Source organism: Nostoc sp. JL23 (assembly GCF_017115065.1).
GTDB lineage: Bacteria > Cyanobacteriota > Cyanobacteriia > Cyanobacteriales > Nostocaceae > Nostoc > Nostoc punctiforme_A.
The window spans coordinates 1-19,604 of record NZ_JABXKN010000041.1; the positions used below are offsets into that span (position 1 = coordinate 1).

17 protein-coding genes are annotated in these 19,604 nt (G+C 42.6%); 6 read left to right on the forward strand and 11 right to left on the reverse strand.

Translation table 11 applies throughout. The annotated features are described in order from the left end of the window. Window positions 1-123: 123 nt before the first annotated feature. The gene (locus HWQ42_RS08255) at window positions 124-888 is read right to left on the reverse strand and encodes a peptidylprolyl isomerase (RefSeq protein ID WP_292740621.1); all 765 of its coding nucleotides are present in this window, start codon (window positions 886-888) and stop codon (window positions 124-126) included. Window positions 889-1,535: 647 nt separating this feature from the next. Then, the gene (locus HWQ42_RS08260; RefSeq protein WP_099100046.1) at window positions 1,536-1,910 is read right to left on the reverse strand and encodes a cytochrome c; all 375 of its coding nucleotides are present in this window, start codon (window positions 1,908-1,910) and stop codon (window positions 1,536-1,538) included. Between the two features lie 209 nt (window positions 1,911-2,119). Between HWQ42_RS08260 and petG the strand changes: the two genes are divergently transcribed. Continuing rightward, window positions 2,120-2,233 carry a cytochrome b6-f complex subunit V gene (gene petG, locus HWQ42_RS08265; protein ID WP_063721252.1) on the forward strand — a complete coding sequence of 38 codons (114 nt, stop codon included), beginning with the start codon at window positions 2,120-2,122 and terminating at the stop codon, window positions 2,231-2,233. 187 nt (window positions 2,234-2,420) lie between these two features. Here the strand turns inward: petG and rsmD are convergent, their stop codons facing one another. Continuing rightward, window positions 2,421-2,966, reverse strand: a complete 546-nt coding sequence (rsmD, locus tag HWQ42_RS08270) for a 16S rRNA (guanine(966)-N(2))-methyltransferase RsmD (protein WP_292810913.1) — start codon at window positions 2,964-2,966, stop codon at window positions 2,421-2,423. A gap of 84 nt (window positions 2,967-3,050) precedes the next feature. Next, complete coding sequence (gene hisH / locus HWQ42_RS08275; protein ID WP_094352505.1) at window positions 3,051-3,686, reverse strand: imidazole glycerol phosphate synthase subunit HisH; 636 nt, start codon at window positions 3,684-3,686, stop codon at window positions 3,051-3,053. Window positions 3,687-3,744: 58 nt separating this feature from the next. Here hisH and HWQ42_RS08280 point away from each other — a divergent pair, with 58 nt between their 5' ends. The 3 genes from HWQ42_RS08280 to HWQ42_RS08290 all read left to right on the forward strand — a co-directional run bounded on the left by HWQ42_RS08280 (window position 3,745) and on the right by HWQ42_RS08290 (window position 6,297). Further along, window positions 3,745-4,266 (forward strand): peptidase C15, encoded by a 522-nt coding sequence (locus HWQ42_RS08280; protein WP_292810915.1) that lies wholly within the window; start codon window positions 3,745-3,747, stop codon window positions 4,264-4,266. A gap of 31 nt (window positions 4,267-4,297) precedes the next feature. Then, on the forward strand, window positions 4,298-5,689 hold the full coding sequence (locus HWQ42_RS08285; RefSeq protein WP_292811020.1) for a DUF3370 domain-containing protein: 1,392 nt from the start codon (window positions 4,298-4,300) through the stop codon (window positions 5,687-5,689). A gap of 170 nt (window positions 5,690-5,859) precedes the next feature. Continuing rightward, a complete protein-coding gene (locus tag HWQ42_RS08290; RefSeq protein ID WP_292810917.1) occupies window positions 5,860-6,297 on the forward strand; it encodes a response regulator in 438 nt (145 codons plus the stop codon). Window positions 6,298-6,438: 141 nt separating this feature from the next. On the opposite strand, the gene HWQ42_RS08295 is transcribed toward HWQ42_RS08290, so the two are convergent. Next, a complete protein-coding gene (locus tag HWQ42_RS08295; protein ID WP_292810920.1) occupies window positions 6,439-7,773 on the reverse strand; it encodes a hypothetical protein in 1,335 nt (444 codons plus the stop codon). Between the two features lie 295 nt (window positions 7,774-8,068). Between HWQ42_RS08295 and HWQ42_RS08300 the strand changes: the two genes are divergently transcribed. Beyond that, the gene (locus tag HWQ42_RS08300; protein ID WP_292810922.1) at window positions 8,069-8,266 is read left to right on the forward strand and encodes a hypothetical protein; all 198 of its coding nucleotides are present in this window, start codon (window positions 8,069-8,071) and stop codon (window positions 8,264-8,266) included. Between the two features lie 113 nt (window positions 8,267-8,379). Here HWQ42_RS08300 and HWQ42_RS08305 read toward each other — a convergent pair whose 3' ends face one another. From HWQ42_RS08305 to hetZ, 3 genes are all read right to left on the reverse strand, one after another. After that, the gene (locus tag HWQ42_RS08305; RefSeq protein WP_292810924.1) at window positions 8,380-10,692 is read right to left on the reverse strand and encodes a DUF3488 and DUF4129 domain-containing transglutaminase family protein; all 2,313 of its coding nucleotides are present in this window, start codon (window positions 10,690-10,692) and stop codon (window positions 8,380-8,382) included. A 351-nt stretch (window positions 10,693-11,043) separates the two neighbouring features. Further along, the gene (locus HWQ42_RS08310) at window positions 11,044-12,021 is read right to left on the reverse strand and encodes a PatU (protein WP_292810926.1); all 978 of its coding nucleotides are present in this window, start codon (window positions 12,019-12,021) and stop codon (window positions 11,044-11,046) included. Continuing rightward, window positions 12,014-13,219 carry a heterocyst differentiation protein HetZ gene (gene hetZ, locus HWQ42_RS08315; RefSeq protein ID WP_094352496.1) on the reverse strand — a complete coding sequence of 402 codons (1,206 nt, stop codon included), beginning with the start codon at window positions 13,217-13,219 and terminating at the stop codon, window positions 12,014-12,016. The genes HWQ42_RS08310 and hetZ overlap by 8 nt, the downstream gene beginning before the upstream one ends. 204 nt (window positions 13,220-13,423) lie before the next feature. Here hetZ and HWQ42_RS08320 point away from each other — a divergent pair, with 204 nt between their 5' ends. Next, on the forward strand, window positions 13,424-13,897 hold the full coding sequence (locus HWQ42_RS08320; protein WP_292810928.1) for a hypothetical protein: 474 nt from the start codon (window positions 13,424-13,426) through the stop codon (window positions 13,895-13,897). A gap of 554 nt (window positions 13,898-14,451) precedes the next feature. Here the strand turns inward: HWQ42_RS08320 and sds are convergent. The 3 genes from sds to HWQ42_RS08335 form a co-directional block, all read right to left on the reverse strand. Further along, complete coding sequence (gene sds / locus HWQ42_RS08325) at window positions 14,452-15,423, reverse strand: solanesyl diphosphate synthase (RefSeq protein ID WP_292740644.1); 972 nt, start codon at window positions 15,421-15,423, stop codon at window positions 14,452-14,454. A gap of 1,202 nt (window positions 15,424-16,625) precedes the next feature. Then, entirely contained in the window at window positions 16,626-17,492 is an 867-nt protein-coding gene (gene murI / locus HWQ42_RS08330) for a glutamate racemase (protein WP_292810931.1), read from the reverse strand. A 129-nt stretch (window positions 17,493-17,621) separates the two neighbouring features. Next, a complete protein-coding gene (locus HWQ42_RS08335) occupies window positions 17,622-19,538 on the reverse strand; it encodes an N-acetylmuramoyl-L-alanine amidase (RefSeq protein WP_292810933.1) in 1,917 nt (638 codons plus the stop codon). Between the last annotated feature and the right edge of the window lie 66 nt (window positions 19,539-19,604).

Below are 19,604 nucleotides of genomic sequence, written 5' to 3' on the forward strand. Positions count from 1 at the left end.
CATTTATACAAACAAAAAGCCCCACGCTCCACAGCCTGGGGCTTTTTGTTTATCAGGAATTGCGCTACTAATGTCACACAACACTTTTAGACGGTATTCGATTGGTTAAAGGTTTATCGCCTATCATGTATCCCCCTCCGCTTTTGGTGCAGACATGATTTGCTTTTGCTGTTCTTGTAGCCAGTTTTCAAAGAGTTCATTCAACAGGCGCATTTTCATAAATTCATCCAGTTGTGCTGGAATAAATTTTTCTAAACGCAAAATCACAAACCATTCAGCGATACGGGTAGGGGGCAATATCTGACCTGGTTGACTGCTAGAGAGCATTTGCACCATTATGGGATGTAGTGCATTCAGTTCAATCGGGCCTACCAAGCCACCAGTTTGGGCTTCCGGTCCGAGTGAGTATTCCCGCGCCAAATCAGCAAAAGAGTTTTCTTTTGCCTGAATTCTGAAGTATAGTTCTTGGGCAATTCCCACATCTTGGGTTCGTAGTAGGGAATAAATTACTTTATCCAGTTTTGCCTTGGACTGAAAAAAGTAAGATTCCAGTTTATTACCCCAAGTGGCTTGTTTGAATTTTTCAATTTTCAGCTTACGAGTGGTGATAACTTCTAGTTGATCTGGATTCAGCCCTTGATGTGCCATCCAAGCCTGGATATCTTCTTCATTTTTGAACTGTTTTTCGGCGTAAAACTGCTGTTTAGCTTGGGCTACTTCCTCTGGTGTACACTCTATTACTATCTTGGCAGAGCGCGAGTTTTGTTCTATTGCCTCATCAATGATCAATTCTCGCTGCAACTGTGGCAGCATTTGGTAACTTGCCAGTAAGGAAATCAGTTCACTAGCTGTGATTGTACGATTACCGATTTGGATCGTTTCAGTCATTAGCTTTCGGGCATCTCAAGAATATTTAGTCTGTTAAAGAAGCTATACCGTAGCCCATTTACTAAGAGCTTTTGCCTTAACCTGCCGAGTTAGGTATGCTAACCTCACTTTCACAATAATTAAATAGTTATTTGCTAACATACTTAAAAATATACAGTTTATATGAGTTTTTATCAAAGATTCTACGCAAATACTAGCAGATGTGAAGATAAAGACAAAAGATAGTTCTCACCACTAGAACTTTAAAAGACGAAATTTATCAGACGGAGCTAGACTGTTTTGAGGTTTCTATTATTATGCGTAGACACACAGTGGTATTAGTGTCGTGATTCCCCAACCTCGAAAGAGCGTTTGTTTGGTGGATAGGGGGAGACGCCAAGGACGTTAATGAGTCCGCGTAGCCTTAAGGGGAAGCAAACTACGTGCAGCGTCTCGCACCTAAGCGTTTGGAATTTTCTCAAGTAGAGCAGGCATGATGTGCCAAGGGCAACGCTCCTACGTTGCTAAAGCGTCTCTAGGAGAGATTACGCGAACGCTATCGAGTTATCTAGGGGTCCTTTACAGTTGCCAATAGTGTAAAAAAATACATACTTACTACCTTTTCACATAAGGGTATTTACGTATCCTACAGCCAAAAGTTCTTAGGTTTACAATGATTCTAAATAGTTCAAAAGATCCGCCATTTCTTGAGCACTAGGTTGAAATTTGGGCATTGGCGGTGTTTCGCCACTGATCACTTGGTGAATCAGCCCATACCGAGACTTGTGCTTTGAAACAGCTTGCAAACTGGGCCCCACTCGCCCGTCTGCTTCCAAGCCATGACAACCAGCACAGTTAATTTGGAAGATCGCGTGTCCTTGAACTGGGTTTCCTGTGAGGGATAGAACGCTCTTGACGTATGGATCGGAGGCTTGAACCAACTGAACACCAAAAAAGCCCAAAGGGACTGCTAGCAGTATAGCCAGCGTCAATAAAACGATCCGCTGAATCAAAATTTCAGGTTTGGTAATCTGGTTATCCAAAAGGTTTGCTGTGAAAGTCTAGGTGTGCTAAAAAGTTTTCATTTCCTACACATAGCTTAAAAGTTCTTGATTGTGTCTGCAAGCACAGAAGACTATTTTTTTGTGGACAGTCGCCCTCCAAAAGGCTGTAGGGCGCAGGATTCATACGAAATTTGGTAAAATCAAAAACAGGCAACGAATATTTAATAATTACAAAGAGGAGATTTACAGTGGTTGAACCCCTGCTATCAGGTATTGTCCTTGGTCTAGTTTTCGTCACTCTCGCCGGACTTTTTTACGCTGCATATAAGCAATACAAGCGCCCCAATCAGCTGGGGGGATGAGGGAGTGCCCAGTGCTGAGTGCTGAGGAGCCAGTGCGTTGGGCAGTTCTGCCGACTTGTACCCCTGCTCTTAAGCAAGCTACGCGTAGCGTCTCCTAGAGGAGAACAACTGGCGTTGCTGAGTAGGATGAGGGAAGGGGGATAAGGAGGACAAGGAAGCAAGTTTTCTCCCCCATTCCCCATTCCTGTCATTGCACAATTCTGTAAAAAGTAAGTGATGTGTTGCCGTAAACTTTCTGGCGGCAAATTTCCCAAGCGGGAATGTCTGGCGGTGTCCAACCTTGTGAGGCGTGTTCAACTGCGATTTCGCCGCTAGGATCTAAAAATTGATGGTGAGCGATCGCTTCTAATACTGGCTGGTACAATCCACTGGCATAAGGTGGATCGAAGTAGATTCTATCAAACTGTTTACCTGATAAAGTCTTTAACTGCTGGGTAATATCTCCCCGCAATACCCGAAATTCTTGGTCGGCATTAGTTAACTGCTGCCAATTTTGTTGGATGGTGGCACAGGCTCGGCTCGATTGTTCAATTCCCACTACTAGGCTGGCTCCTCTACACAAAGCCTCTGCGCCCATTGAACCAGTACCGGCACACAAATCTAGCCAGCGGCAACCTGCAATTTCTCCTTGCCAAATATTAAAGACTGCCTCTCTTACTCGCGCACTAGTGGGTCTAGTTTCTTTTCCTGGTAAAGTTTTTAGCTGGCGATTACCGTAAATTCTCAAGCTCATTGGTTATTAGTCATTGGTCATTAGTCATTAGTCATTGGTCATTAGTTTTAGACAAAAGACAAAGAACAAATGACAAAAAGAATATTAGGCAGGAATTTTTTCGCGGACTTGAGCAACGAAATTAGACAGGATTTGCAATCCAATATTAGAGGATTTTTCGGGATGAAATTGTACTGCCATCAGGTTTTCATGAGCGATCGCAGCTGTGACGGTTTGAGTACCGTGAGTGATAGTTGCTGCACGGATTAGCGGGTCTATTGGGTCAACATAGTAGGAATGGACAAAATACACCCAAGGATCTGACGGTAAATGCTCCCACAAAATACTTTTTGGTTGAGTAACTTCCAGTTGATTCCAACCCATGTGAGGAATAGTGATGTCAGGTTCGGGACGAAACCGCCGCACTTTTCCTTTGATAATTCCTAGTCCTGGTTGGGTACCTTCTGCACTTGATTCAAAGAGAATTTGCAATCCTAAACAAATTCCCAAAAAAGGTTTACCAGATGCGATCGCTTCTTTAATAGGTTGTTCTAAACCACGCGATCGCAGGTGTTGCACTGCTGGATCAAATGCTCCCACCCCCGGTAGGACTATAGCATCTGCCTGTTCTAATTCCTTTGGAGAATAAGTAACATTAGGAGTTGCCCCAGCTTTTTCCAAGCCTTTACAAACTGAGTGCAAATTTCCCATCTCATAATCTACGACCGCAATTACTGGCATTTACCTGCTCCTTGTAAATTTATTATGGAGGGTTTTTCTATTCTAAATAATATTTGTTATGAAGAAAAGAATTCTATTAACTTCTTTTGACACTTGGCTAAAAGATCAACAGTCAAATTCTTCTGATGATTTATTACTTGAAGTTACCAAACTTGAGTTGATACCACATGACTTAACTTTTTTACGCCAATTACCCGTAGATGTGCAACTTGCCAGTACTCAGGTAATGGAAAAAATCAAGGCAATCCAACCTGATTACATCATCTGTTGTGGCATGGCTGCAAGTCGTACACAATTAAGTGTGGAAGCAGTTGCTAGCTGTGGAGAAAGTATTTTGCAGACAGAAGTTGATTTAGAAAAATTAGTGGTGGGAGCAGCAAAAATTCAGATTAGCCACGACTGTGGGAAATTTGTTTGCGAGGGTCTTTACTATTCAGTGTTGGACTACTTAAGCCAAAATCAACTCACAGCACGTTGTATTTTTGTCCACGTTCCGCTTCTCAATCAAGAAAATTTGATGGGGATTATTGCCGATTTCGTATTAATTATTAACAAACTGGCACTTTCATCAAGCTGTTAATGTCTGTATGGTGAAAGAAATCTCTAAGTATATGTTGCCATTGTTACTAATTTTCCCAATTGCCCAATTAACTCCTACTACACTTCCACCTGAAGAAGTCGTGCAACCACAAGAAGTACGTCCTTTACCAGGTCAGTTGGATACAGTGCCAACTTTTAATAGCAATAGTCCAGAATTGGTTTTGAAAGAAGGAATCTTACTTTCTACCTTTCCACCAGATGGGAAAAAAGTGCCAACAGCGCATCTGAATTTTCCTTTTCGGGGACGATTTGATATTTTTGCTCATCACGTCGCTAAAGCTGAACCAGCCGAGAATTTACGTTCTCTTTATCTAGGGATAATTTTGCATAACCCTAGTTTGGAACCAGTGAAGGTAAATATTTGGCAGGCGGCGAGTTATTTGAGTCAACCGGATGCACCATTTATTCAGTTACCATCCTTTAGCCAAAACCTTTTAGGTAAAATTTTTGCCGGGCCAGGCGATCGCGTCATGTCTGATGTGCTTCGGGGAGTGCGACAAGAGATTTTTCCTGCCCAAATTGAGATTCCACCAAAGCAAAGTCGGATGTTACTCAATTTGCCACTTCCTGTGCAGGGATTGACACCACCCCTAAATGGTCGGTCTACATTCATGCGACTGCAAAGTGATGGCACTGTCTATGCAGCTAGCCTAGCGATGTTTGCACGGGAGAATCCTGATGGCAGTGAGCGAAGCCTACGGCAACCCGAAGCGGGAACGCCTACCTTAGAAGAGTGGCAGAATTTACTAGATAATGGCGATTTAGCTGGGCCACGAGATAAAACTCCCACTCCCTTAGAAGAAACTGGCAAGCCAAGAATTTATGGGCGTGTTGCGGGAGTGGTCGGTGGTTCACGATGGAGAGCCTTATTAGTAGATAATCCTAAAGCTAGGTATCTAACTATTCCTCAGCCTGGTCAAGTGTTTTCCTACGCTCTGAGTACCCTACATGGCGGTACATTAGGAACTGGTCAAATTCAAAGTGCGCCTATGCTAGTGCGCTATCCTGACACCGCATATCGCGCTCATGGCAACTATGGAATTCAATATAATCTGAAGTTGCCGCTATACAACAATACTCAAAGTTCTCAAACCGTTAGCGTGTCGATACAAACACCACTTAAGGAGGATCGGTTAGTCAAACCAGGGTTACGCTTTCTCAGTACACCCGCTCCTCAAGTATTTTTCCGAGGGACAGTGCGGGTACGTTATAAAAATGACCAAAATCAGCCACAAACTCAGTTTGTGCATTTAGTGCAAAACAGAGGTCAAGTAGGGGAACCGTTAGTTTTATTAAAGATGAAACCAGGCGATCGCTCTTTGGTAGAAGTAGACTTTCTCTATCCACCGGATGCTACACCACCGCAAGTATTAACAGTTTCAACTCAGGCTGAACCTCGGTAATGAGTCATGGTAATGGGTAAGGGCTTTTTTCTAATTACCTGTTACCAAAAAATAATTAAAGCCTGTTCTAGAGCTTTTCACCCCAAGTTTCTATATTTAGGGTGAATACTTATTCCGCTCCATATATTGCAATAGAAGTAGCAGACTATAGCAGGCAATAAAGGGACGGCATGGCAACCGATCAAAAAATGAATCAAGAAACTGAATTAAATTCGCTCCAGCCGCTTGTTGGAATCTTGATTTTACTGGTAGAGGATGAGCCAGATATTGCAGATTTGCTCATCTTCATTTTGGAAGCAGCTGGTGCAGAGGTGATGGCTTTAACTGATGCAGAAGAAGCTCTTGCCTCAGTTGAATCGCTTCATCCCGATATTCTGGTGTGCAACATGAAGTTGCCCGAACATGATGGAAATTGGTTAATTGAGCAAATTCGAGTGCATTCTCGCCAATTTTTAAGACAGTTGCCTGCGATCGCTGTCACTTCTTATACACGGGAAGTCTCAGGCTATAAGGCTTTAAATGCTGGTTTTGATCGATTTATAGTCAAGCTTGAGAGTCCAGAAGAAATTGTAGATGAGATTGTTCACCTGTTATCTACCGATCTTTAAATATAACTAGCTAGCCTTGATCTCGTTTTTGATCGTGATTTCACACAATACTGTGTGGGAGCGCACAGCTAGCTATACACTCCTAAAAACCATTTTAAAAATGAAACCATATAACCCTAAGTGAGTAAGTGGATATATTTGTTAACCTCGTTGAAAACCCTTTGCTGGCTTTTGTTGCCCCTTACCCTTGGGCTTAGATTTGTTAACTTCTCCTAAAGCTTCCTGAAATAAGTTATGCAAATGTATGGGCACACTGGCAATGTCTGGCAACTCTGGCTCAATAGGTTTGTGGAATTCTTGCAAAAGTGTATCCAAGTCACTTTCAAGCTTAAACTCTGGACGTTGCAACAATGTTTGCAACACATTTTCTAATTGAGTTGGATACTGTTGCGCTAATCGATGCCAGACAAAAGCATTAATACTTTTATCTTCGAGGTAATAGCGAACTAGTTTTTCCGCTCCTTGAACACTTTGCCAGTCCTCTGCCGATAAGATTGCTTGTACCTTACTATATGTTGGTAAAAACATTTGTCCCCAACGGGGATGAGAAAGAGCCGTTACCTGTTCTGCTTTCTTGAGTTCAGCAGGTAAATCAACCTTTGGCATCACCATTTTGCTCTTGCTGCTTTTGCTATTAAACATCTCAGAGACAACGTTGGAATCAGCCCCGAATTCTTGTGCTGCGGCTTTGATTTCCTCGTCGCCAATGCCAGCTGCTTCTGCCACTTCAGCCAAAGATTTAGAAGTATCAATTCCTGCGGCTGCAAAGGTTTTCTCAGTAATTACTGTTTGAAATTCCGCTATTTTTTTATTAAGCTGGTATCCAGATAGTGTGATTTGATCAGTACCAAAAAAGTCCACAAACTGCTGATGATATTTTTCTACTGACTGCCAAGCTTCTTCTAGCAAGTCTGGAGCATCGCTGTAAAGATTACTTTTATAGTTTTCTTTGAAATTACCAATTGCTACGGCAAGTTTTGGTTTACCTAATTTACCCATTATTGTGTAGGGGCCAGAAAACATCCAGTAGCTATCGGTAACGGGAGAAATGCGAGTTAGCAAGATTTCTCCGACTTTCAAACGAGATATTGCCTGTAATGTTTGAGTATTGTTTGGCTTGACGATGTAGCGTTTATCTGTCAACCAGTTCGTCAATTCCAAGCCATCAGGTAAAAGATTAGTGATGGCAAATAAGCCAATAAAAGTATTATGCCAACTGTTAATCAGGCTGCGATCGCTTTCTGCTAAATCTGGGTGGCTTTCGATAAACAACTCTAATGGAGACTTATCACCGACTTTTCCATCTGTCAAAAAGCTATCGATGGTTAAGTCCTGCTGCGTACTATCCCCACTTCCACGGCGCAACTGTGCTGCTGCGTAAACTTCTAGTGCTTGTGCCAGTTCGCCTTCAGCATCAAGAACAAAATCAACTAAGGCTTGTTTTAATTCGTGCGATCGTTCTAATATGACATCCACAAGTAAATCTCTCGGTGCAACAGATGTAGATTATAGCTTTTGAAAGAATTTCAGCATCTAGCAATAGCTAGATTTATGGAGATGCACACTTACCAGAATTGCTTTTTGTCAAGCCGGATGCGGTGCATTTAGCGTTGTTTACTGGATTGACAGTTTCAGTGGCGAATTTGTCGGCTTTAATATTTTGAAGGGTAGCCTCAGCTTTTATCTAGGCAATTCCAAAGGACTGACACAACAGTGGCGAAATGCCATTCTTACCTTCAGTACTTATTGAGCAACTTTGTTTGAGGGAACGATGAAGCTACTGTTGTACAGGTTGATTCCATCTGGATTTGTGACTTATTTGCCGATTGAGGCATTGCGATCGCTATCTTTGATTCATGCTGTACTAGCAGTGGTTGGGTCAACTACTGTGCTGTTGGTTGGCGCAGGTCTATTTCACCACGGTTTGCGTCGCTACGCTTCAGGAAATTTGATGCAGATGCGAGGTTGAATTCAATGTTGGTGAGTTTTCTACTTTTTACCTTCGTCTCTCGCTGAGAAAGCAGTTCTTAAAATTAAAAAGGTTGTCCAATGGACAACCTTCTGACGTAATTTATCAATGAATTACTTAGCAGCTTTAGCAGTCTTTTTCAAACCTTGCCATCTTTGTCGTAGTTGCTGCAAGTTAGGCGTATGACCACCATAGCGCCAACCAACATAAGCTTGACAAATTTCATCTATTACCTCAGCAGTTGCTAGAGCATGATGCTGGTATGAGACTCTGGCATACTCTAAAGGTGTTTGTGCTGGATGTTTGCCTAAACCTTTTTGGGTTGTCCATTGCAGCATTTGTTGATAAAGGCTCTCCATCGCTGGCAATTTCTTTAACCATCGACGATTGCGCCACTGTCGCCACTGACCCCAACCCAGCCAAGCGAAGAAAGCTGCTGTAGTTGACAAGATTAAGCCAGTCAATACGCCGAACCAACCTTGAGAGAATAAAGCTAAAAACCAAGCGATCGCTCTTATCACCCACTTAAATATTGTCTCAAATACATTATTCAACAAACCTGTCACCGGAGAAGGTAGCCAGCCAGCAACCCAATGCCACAATTGGCGCAACACACTAAAAGTCTGAGTGTCTTCAATAGATGGGGGAATCAGAGGATGATTGGGAATAGGGTCAAAGGCAAACCAACCATATTTAGGAAAATACACTTCTGTCATCGCATAAGCGTCAGTATTACGGACAACGTACAGTCCTGTAAATGGATTAAATTCTCCTGAACTAAACCCTGCTACCAACCGCGCTGGAATGCCAATGGAACGTAGCATCACCGTGAGAACTGTAGAGAAGTGGTCTGGATAGCCTCCCTTTTGCTTAAACAAAAAAGTTTCTACCAAGTCTTCTTTTTCACTCAAATAAGGTAGTTCTAAAGGATTTTGGGGAATAGAGTAGCGTTGCTTTAAATATTGAGCTAAATAGAGAGCCTTTTCGTAGGCTGAATCCAGGCTTTTAGCAGACTTTGCGACTTTTTCTTGATTGTAGTTAGCGAGGATTTCTTCGGTACGTTGCCGGACTTTTTCGGCAATTTCGGGAGGAATTTGGAGATAATGCTTTGTAATTTGTTCTGGATATTTAGTAGAAGCTTCACCTAACAAAGTGCGATCGCGGTATGGTACTTCGGAAATCACTGTGTAGGTAAAACCTTCTGATAATTCTACAGGCGATCGCAATCCGTCTTCTTTATCAACAGCGATCACTGGTGCTGGAAAGTAAACTTCCTTGGGATAAGTCATCGCCGGAATCAGGTTAGGCAAATCCGACACCACTGTATAAGTTTGTACTACCTCTTGGGTTTTACCAGTGAGTACAGATGGGGAAAGAAAAATTTGGTAAGACCAAGGCGCTCGCCTAACAGTCGTAACATTTTCATTGCGAGAAACCTCCCATCCCTTACCTGTATAGCGATCGAATGCTAATACTCGCCAAAAACCCTCAGCTTGCGATCGCACCCGCATAACAACCTTGGGTTTCATCTCGCCCCGCAGGTTTTGATTCATTTGGCTATTAAAACCGTAATAAAAATTATTATCTATTTTCCCTGGCTGACCAGTTTTATTTTGTCCCGTACTACCGCTACCACTGCCTTGATTCTCACCTTTACCTTGGCGGACATAACCGGGATTAATGATACTACGACCTGTGAAATTACTTTTTACTTGAATAGCAGAACTTACAGGAAAATTTCGTAATTGATAACCGGGAAATCTGGGTAAAACAGCAAAAATTGCCAGCCCCAGACCGACAATTAGTAAAAAAGTTAGAACTAAAAATTTAAAATTAAGACTTGAAGAATTCTTCTGATTGAATTTTTCCTTTTGAGTTTTTAATGGCTGCAAACCCAAGCGTGAGCGGTAATCTAATACTAAAGTGGGCAGAGCGATCGCTAAAAATAACAGCAACACAGGTGCAAATGCTAAAGTCTGACTTAGGGTTGCTGCCACACCTAATAAAATCAGTCCGATCACAATCGAATAGCCCAAATTTTTACGGCGCGGTGTATCAAAGCTATGTAACACCTGGAGTTGAATTAATAACTCTGCCAAACCCAACCGCGTATCATTCAACTCCCCCGTTAATCGCCCAAAGAAAGCACCCAGTGCGACTAACATGCCGATGGCGATACAGAATTGAATTGCAATATTGCGATCGCGGCGACGATAATAACTCCAAATTGCACCCACTACACTCAGGGGTAACGCCCAAAAACTGAATGAAGTCTCAGCGGCAATATCCGTCGCCACAATTCCCAAAATAACCAACGCTAGCACCAGCACCCGCAATAAAATTGAATCTTCCACTTCAATCAAAGGCGACCCCTGCGGATTTTGCCGCCAGAAATTACCTACAGGGATACGCCAAAACCGATTCATCCTGGATAAGTTAAACATTTGAGTCTAGTAGAAGCAATGATGTAGATGCAACAAACACAATGCAAGGGAGGTAATTTGCTACCCTAGCACTGTGTTAAAAAAATGAGATTTAAGAGTAGAGATGGAAATACACGAGAAATGGGTAACGCAGTGAATCGAGAAATAATCAAATACTTTCTCAATATCGCCATGTCCCCATATCCCCGTGTCCCTGTGTCTTTGTAATAACTGCTTCTCGTAGACACCCTAATGACCGTTTATTGAAAAATAGGATAAGCTTCAAAACCAGGAAAATCCTCTTAATATATATCGGCGTTGATTGAGATAATGTGCTAGCGGTGGCAATTTAACCTAAATCGTGGGATTAATCACAAACAACAACGACTGTTCGTCTATTTCTGGAAATTCAACTTCCAGGGTATAAGTTGGGTTAAGTTGCTCGCAGCCTAACTCTACATTTAAGTATCCCGAAGTCGAAGATGTTGTCATTGCTAAAGTGCCACTTCCCCGCAGCGTCAAAGTTCCTTTAACAGGTAACTCAGCTTGCACAAGTAACTTCGTAAGTTTACCTAGAGACTGGTATTCTACTCTGATGTTCAAAGCACCAACACTGGTTAGCCACTGTCTTTCTACCACTGGACTGGTTGCTGAAACTGGTAGAGTCAGATTTTCCAGCAGTTGTTTAGCTGCTAGCAACGACAAAGCCATCTGTTGACGCGGTTGTAAATCTGAGTAATCGCTCTGAATAGCGGGCATTGTCTCCAGAGTACTTCCAGACCGATAGGTGCTTCTTAGCACCAATCCAGCTATATCGTTTAGTGCTTGAGACTCATTGGGAAAAAAGTTCTCCACCACTTGAACTAATTTTGCCCCCAACGGCACTGAAGATGTCACTAAAGCCTGACACTGTTCTAGCAATTGCTGGAAAACTCTTTCCGGTAAGCGAGTCGGCAAGGTCAACTTTGACTGTTGTACCATCCATCCCCAGCTAGGAACGAGTGTCATTGACGGCTCATCAACAAAATCAGGATATTCGATTAATTGTGTTTCCCAGGGAAACAACGGTGGGTGGTCTTGGGCTTGGATTTGTAACCGATTCTTAAGGACAGCTTGAAAACGATCTTGCACAGTAGGAATTTCTCCCAATTGAAAGGTCTGGGGCGTTCCTCCCAATTTTGGCTCGCTGCTTTTTGAAGCAGTGGCTTCATTGAGGAGTTTTTTTACCCCGTCATTTTCCTCACATTCTACGGATTGCTCGTTATTTTTGACATCATCTGTCAATAACCAATCGAGACACCGGTGTTGTAAGGATTCTGAGTCACTATTCATGAGTAGATGCACCTGATCCGGAAACTAATGAGTTACGAATTTCCCAAGCTTGCTCAAGAATCTTAAACCATCGTTTTTGCAGTTGTGCCATTGACAGCCCTAAAGTTTTTGCTATTTTTTCATCAGCTTGTCCTTGTTGCTTCAACTCTAATAAAGACCGTTGCTTATTGTCCAGCTGTGCTGTGTATACTTGCCATTGTTGAGGAGTTAAGCCCAAATTTGTGTGCAGAGAAGCTTCCAGCCACTCATGAACTAATTCCCAACGGTGTAACAGGGCAAACCGAATCAAATGATACTTAAAGCGCTGCTGCAAATAATCTCTCTGACGAGGGGTTAAACCTAAAACCGATTCAATTTCCTGTGCTGATAAATCTTGGAGGCGGAGAGAAAAATAATCAGCGCAGTCAGATTGTTGTCGTTGTTCAAGATAATTCATTAATTCCGTAACCACAACGGAACGCAAGGTGTCTTCTTCGGGTTCGGGTTCGGCTTGCGTTGCCATTGTGGAGCGCAATTGGTGAATTGCTGGTTCTTCCCAAGAACCGTCACCTTCATTATTGCTACCTTCTGCGGCTTGTTCTATATCTACGCTGGTTTCTGGAGGCTGCTGTTGGGAAAAAGTTTGCGCCCGCAGGATAATTAGCTGTTGCTGACGGCCTGGTAAGGGAATGCGTCGCTTGCCGTAGCGCTCGGTAAATGCCATATACTCGGACAATTCCAAGAGCGTCTGAGGGCGATAAGTGGCACCGAGTTGATTTTCTCGCCGGAAAGCATTCAATGCTTCTAGATAGAAACTCTGGAGGAAATCTTCAATTATCGTCAGCCGCCCTTGATAGCTCAATTGCTTCTGAGGAGGATTAATGTATCGATAAATAATTGCACTCAGAGTACTGTGTAATTCGACCCTGCCCCGATTTGAACCCAACTGATAGTACCTGAGACACTGTTGCAGCCGATGCCGAGCCAGGGTCATCGCCGAGCTTTCTACAGATCCAGAAGCTTGAATACGTTTACTCTCATGACAAATCCGGTAGACTTCGGTGGTAATACGTCTTGCTACATCGTGGCAATTCTGTTCCGAAGCTTTGGTTGACTGCTGAAACTCCTTGGACAGGAGTTGAAAGATCGCCTCCACGCCTGTAGAATTTTCTCCCAGAATAGTTGCAGATGGAATAGTTGCGGTTGCGGCTGAATTCATAGTCTCGGTTTTCAAAAGACCCTAACTTACTTAAATACAACCTGTACGACTGTGGGTATTGGCTGGTTTGGTTTTACGTATAAGCTAAACGCAGGCCAATCCTATATTGAGGATATGGCTGATTTTATTATTCCCAATTCTGATGGGATTGTTCACACTTGATAGATGTTATTGCCATTACCCAAGAGTCGTATACAAGTCATTATGGATTTAGAAGCACAAATTCAATTGCTGATTGACAATGCACCCCGCGATGGTATGACACCACATCTTGTTGCAGCAATTGCTCCTGCCCTTAGAGCGATCGCTCAAAAATTACGCTACTCCCAGTACTATATTCTCCAAAATTCGGAGTCAAACTGGGTTTTAACTACATTGAGCAATCGTGCTAATCCAGGATTGGAAAAGCGTGTGATTTACGCTTTCCCTACCATACAGGATGTCTCTCTAATTTCCCCTGCTGGGCTTGACCCTCAAATGCTAGCTAAAATTACTCCTGTCACCCATATTTTGTTCCAAATGGTGGCATTAGAACCCGTAGATAGTATCGTTTTTTTGGAGACGCCGGGTAAGACCACTCATACCGTCGAAGTTCGGCGAACTGAACTAGAAAAACTCATGCAGAAACAGTTACGACAACAGCGATCGCCAAAACAGATACCCCCTGATATTGCATAGAAAAAATTTGGATGTGGGATTTTTTAGATACAATCCCACATCCAAAATTTTAAATCTCAAATTTCTTTAAAAAAGTTTTCTAAATCAGTAAAAAAAGAAATTTTTTCTTTTCGTTACACCATACGACTGACTCAACTTTCGCTGAAACCTAAAATTGATTAAAAAATAGTTATCAGTGAACATTTTTCCGTTTTCAAATTTTAGTTTCCTAGTGAAGCAGAGTTTTATACTTAAAAACTTTCACATAAAAAATATCCCATTCTTGATTGTGAGGTGCCCAGTAATCAAAAGCGGGCAAGTCTTTAGAGTGAGCGCTCAGTCAAACACTATTCACTCCACAAGTAGTAGTAATTTATTTTTTGGAAATCCCTAAGAAACTCTAAAAAACCCCACTTTCTACCTGTTAAATAAGTGGATTTAATTAAACATAAAGCTGCTTTAGTGCATTAAAGCGTTAATACAACACAACATTTCAGGTTTTCGGTGCGTTACGTAAGCCACAACACACCTACATTTAAATCCCCACTTTCTACTTGAAAACTCTGATAACTGATTTAATAGAGGCGACTCAGTGTGTACTCAGCTATGTTAATCAGTGCCTGGTGGGATTCTGAGAATGGGAGAACTGCAAGATGTTCAATTGCCAACTTAGCATGGTGAGCAGCTAACTCTCGCGCCTGCTGTATACCTTGACTATCTTGAATCAGTGCTAGTGCTTGCTCTAAATCTCCTTCTTGAGCAAACTCTCGTTCAATCAGCACTTCTAAAGATGGTTTTTCTGCCAAAGCAAATAAAACGGGTGCAGTTAGATTACCACTTTTGAGATCCGACCCCGCTGGTTTACCCAAGGTATCTGTTGTACTGGTGAAATCTAAAATGTCATCAACAATTTGAAATGCTATACCAAAATGACGACCGTAGCTATACAGATGCTCAACAGTTTCTCGTGAGACTTCACTAAGTAATCCAGCAGCTTTAGAACTATTGGCAATTAATGAAGCTGTTTTGTAGTAACTCTTCTCAATGTAAGCTTCAATAGAGATACCAGCATCAAAACGATTTAGTCCCTGCTGAATCTCCCCAGTAGCCAGATCCATAATGACTTCTGAGAGCAGTTTCACTACCTCCAAATTGTCCAAGTTTGCTAAATACCAGGACGATTGGGCAAAGAGAAAATCTCCTGCTAAGATGGCAATGCGGTTCCCGAACAAACTATGAACGGTAGGAACGCCTCGCCGCACATCTGATTCATCTACCACATCGTCATGTACCAAGCTTGCTGTGTGAATCATTTCTGTAATCTCAGCAAGACGGCGATGACGCGGTGTAATGTCTTGTTCTAACATTGTTGCCCGCGATATTAGCAGGACAATTGCTGGTCTGATACGCTTTCCCCCAGCTCCGAATAAATGTTCGGCTGCTGCAAACAGAATGGGGTGGCGGTTTCCAACTAGCTGTTTTAGGTTATCTGCTAGTAGTCGCAGGTCTGCTTCCACAGGGGTAAACAGGGAGGTGGCTGGGGTCATGGATGGGCGGACTCTGACTTAGGTTACGAAAGTTTACATATCCTATACTCATTTTAAGATAACCCTGTGCCAGCGCAAAGTTTTCATAAGGTAATCCCATTTTTATGAGTCTATGGGTGATAATTAAGGTTGTAGAGGCTTTTGTCAATAAGTAATTATGCTTAATCTGTGGCTACTCAAACTTTAAAATAACTTAAAAGATGAATTCTCAGTACACGGGATAAATTCCAAATGAAATTGTGTCAAGTAGTTTCTCATCTCACCTTTCTTGCCACAGTTCCAAAGATAATTTAAGCAATATTACTTATTGACAAAAATGCATCGTTCTAAAATTGTCGCCAAGAGGTAAGACTAAATTTCTCCAGAGTGAGGTGTAGCTCTTCAAAAAATTTGAAATTTAGCAGCCGAATAAGCTCAAAATTCAGGGTCGTTGTGTTACGCTAAAATATAGGAATTTTAAATTTTGTCAGATATTCGCACCCCAAAAGTTAAGTCAGCGACTAGTTGATTTTACTGAGTTGGTGTTGTGACTCTAAAATAAATATTCGTCGGTTAGATTAAGGGAAGAAATTCTTTAATTTTTCCTACGATAGGTAAAACTCCTGGTTTGGAGCTGTGTGATATCCCTATGGGAAGCCGCTACACGTACTCCGCGCACGTAGAGCGCAAGCATTGCTCTTTTCACAGCAGTTTGAGCAAAAATAAAGCAGATCGGGTAGACCGCTGAGAATCGTAGTTTTAGATTGCTAAATGGCAAGCTAACTGCTGTGGGATCTATGGTCTGCAAGAAGTCGCATTAGCTCATAAATTCTTTGTCCGTAGAGGATTTTGTCTCTATAGGTAATTTTACCATAGGAAACTACAGTCATCAAGAATGCACTTGCTTGGCTGAGGTTCTACTAAATTTTATGGAATTTTATATTCATTTAGAAGGGTGCTAGTAGAACAATGATTTACGGAAGTATACCTATGATGATTTTTATTTTAGCCTCTGGATATTTGTTCACAGTCTACCTGTTATTAGCACTGGCGAAGCGAACGGGTACAAAGACTGTTCCTACAAGTTTCCCTTCATCTACTGAAGGAAAACATAAGCAGGAGATATCAGTTAATAGTCAATAGTCATTTGTCATTTGTCCTTAGTCCTTCGTCATTTGTTTTGATAAATGACTAAGGACTAAGGACTAGGGACTAATTAAGTTTTATTGGAGTTGGGAAATAGCTATATCAGTGAAGGAAACCTCTTCAACCATTGGGGTATAGCCTAGCCACTGCACTCCTGACTGGGAAAACTGTTGCGGACAACCGCTGACGGCGAAGCGAGTTGGCAATGGTAGGTGAGTATTTTTTAAGCCTAGTAAGTCTAGTTCTTGGGCGCAAGCTGCCACAACATGAACAGCTGGATCGACCAACTGGACTTGAGAGGGGAGGAGCGATCGCAGTACTGGTGTAAGGTGGGGATAATGGGTACACCCGTGAACTAAGGTGTCAATTTCCTGCTCTAATAAAGGCTCTAGGTAGGCTCGTGCTACTTCCACAGTGTAAGGATCGTGAATGCGGTTTTGCTCAATCAGTGGCACAAACTCTGGACATCCAACTTGCCAGACTTGGACATCGGGAGCAATTTCGAGAATAGCGTGCTTATAAGCATTACTCTTAGCTGTGGCAGGAGTGGCAATTACACCAATCCGCTTTCCTTGCTGCACCGCAGCTTTTGCACCCGGTAGGATTACTCCCAAAATAGGTATGTTGAATTCTTGACGCACAGTTTCTAGGGCTAGAGCAGAACTGGTGTTGCAAGCCATAATTACCATTTTTACCTGCTGCTGTTGTAGCCAGGTAATAATTTCACGTGTAAATCGTAAAATTTCTGCTTGTGAACGAATTCCATAAGGAAGTCTAGCTGTATCCCCAAAGTAAACTATTGATTCATTGGGGAGTTGTCGATATATTTGTCGCAGTACTGTCAGCCCACCCACACCACTATCAAAGATGCCAATTGGGGCACGTTGGGGTTCTCGCTCGGAAAAATCGTCAAGATTCCCTTCAAAAATGGAAGATGAATACACAGGCAGATATATATTTAGGTTTTGGGATTTAAAATACAGAATTTAGCAGACAATCTCCAAATTGACCACTAAATTCTGCGCGTCAAAGAAGTTTAAATACCACCTCTTTAATTAGTAATTTGTACTATATTACCTCTGCTGTAAGTATTTTAGAATGCCACGAGCGATCGCTTCTGCCATCCGATTTTGATATTCTCGTGTTCCCAATCTGGGATTATCCTCGTAACCAGTCATATAGCCTGTTTCTACCAAAATCGAAGGCATGGAGCTTTTCCTAAGAACATAGAATCTGGCTTTGCGCGTTCCTCGGTCTTTGATAGTACCGATGTCCTGGAGAATGGTTTTACGAACTACTTCAGCCAGACCATAACCGCTCTCGTAATAATAAACTTCTAAGCCATTGACATCAGGGCGATTATCAACGGAATTAGCGTGAATGCTGACAAACAAAGTCGCATTAACCCGCTTGGCAATATCTACCCGTCCCTGAAGTTCTACGAAAAAGTCGGCATCCCGCGTTAATACCGCTTGTACACCGTTTTGCTCTAAAATTGCTCCTACCCTTTTCCCAATAGGCAGAATTACATCCTTTTCTAAAAGTCCCCCTAGACCAGGGGCACCTGAGTCTTTTCCACCATGTCCTGGGTCAATAACTACTAGCAATTTCCCTCTGGGAGTTGAGGGGCGTGGCTGTGACTGGGAGATTGGACGGGGATTATCTATGGGATTTGGTAATTGACCTTGGTCTGGCGATGGCAGAGGAGGTAAAGCAATGGGCGGTGTGATACTGCTACTAGAGCGTCGTAATTCTAAAGCTAAAAGCTGGTCGCCAACCTGGTTGAGTTCCCCAATTTGTACTCCAGCTGCTGGTTGAACCAAGACGGTGACAGTGTTGGATTCTTGTGGTTGCAGGCGTACTCGCAAAATCGGGCTATTAGGATTAAAAGTCGGGCCTGTAACTTTGGGAGCTAACTTAGCATTGTTGATAGTGATGCGGAACAGACCAGAGGTTCTATCCCAGCCTCCTGTAGCAGATAAAGTTTGGTCGGCTCGAATCAGCAATTGTGTACCATTATTAGCCAGTTGCACAGACTGAATGTTAGCAGGTGTGTTACTTGGTGCTATGGGACGTGGACTGTTACTTCCAGGCAGTTGGGCAACTCCACGACTGGGTAGAACCACAAAACCACCAACACTGCTAGTAGTTGCTCGCCAATTTGGACTATTTTCATCCACTTGTAAAGTCAAGCGAACAACAGATGGGCTTGTTTGCAGTTGGGTGAACTGGATACGGCTAACACCATAGCGATTAATCGACAAATCTCGCTGCTCTAAACTTGGTGATAGAGTCGCGCCAGCAATATCGATGTTAATTGCCTTCTGATCGTTGCTACGATTTACCTGAATCTGAGGATTACCACCATTGGTGCGGACAAAAAAACCATCGCCAGTGACTTGTAAGTTCTCAATTTGAGTAACTTTGGCGACAACCATTCTGTTGTTCAATGGTCTGTTGTTCAGTGGATTTACAGAGCCGCTTGTCACCACATTGTAAATATTCCTGGGAGGGAATGTTTGTGTAGATGTTCTGGGTGAAGTATCTGTGGCTATAGCTTGTTCTGGTTGCCCTTCAGTGTTTCTTGCAGGTACATTGTCGGCTTCTGGCGTAGGTAATTGCACTGTCCAACGATCGCCAGTTGTACCCACAAATTTCACTCGTTTGGGGTCTAAATTATAACCAGGAGTCAGTTCAACAACTATACGCGTTGTTTGTTCATCAAACTGCCCAACACGAATAGAACGAATTGCACCGCCCACTTGTTGGGTTAGCTGCGGGCGGCCAAATATGGTTCCTGGTAAATCAATTACCAGACGAGTCGGGTTAAATATTAATTGTGCTTGGGGTTGAACATCCCCTTGAGTATTAATTTCCAGCTTGTTTTGATTGGCATCAAAACGCCAAGATTCAAGTCTCGCGGCCATTGCCGGCGACGATAGCATGAAGATGGTTCCAATAGTACTGGATAGTAACCAGCGTAATTTCACAGTCTTTTCTCCTGATTCACATTTATGGGAGCCGTCAACATCTCAACATATTGGCAAATCCTCACA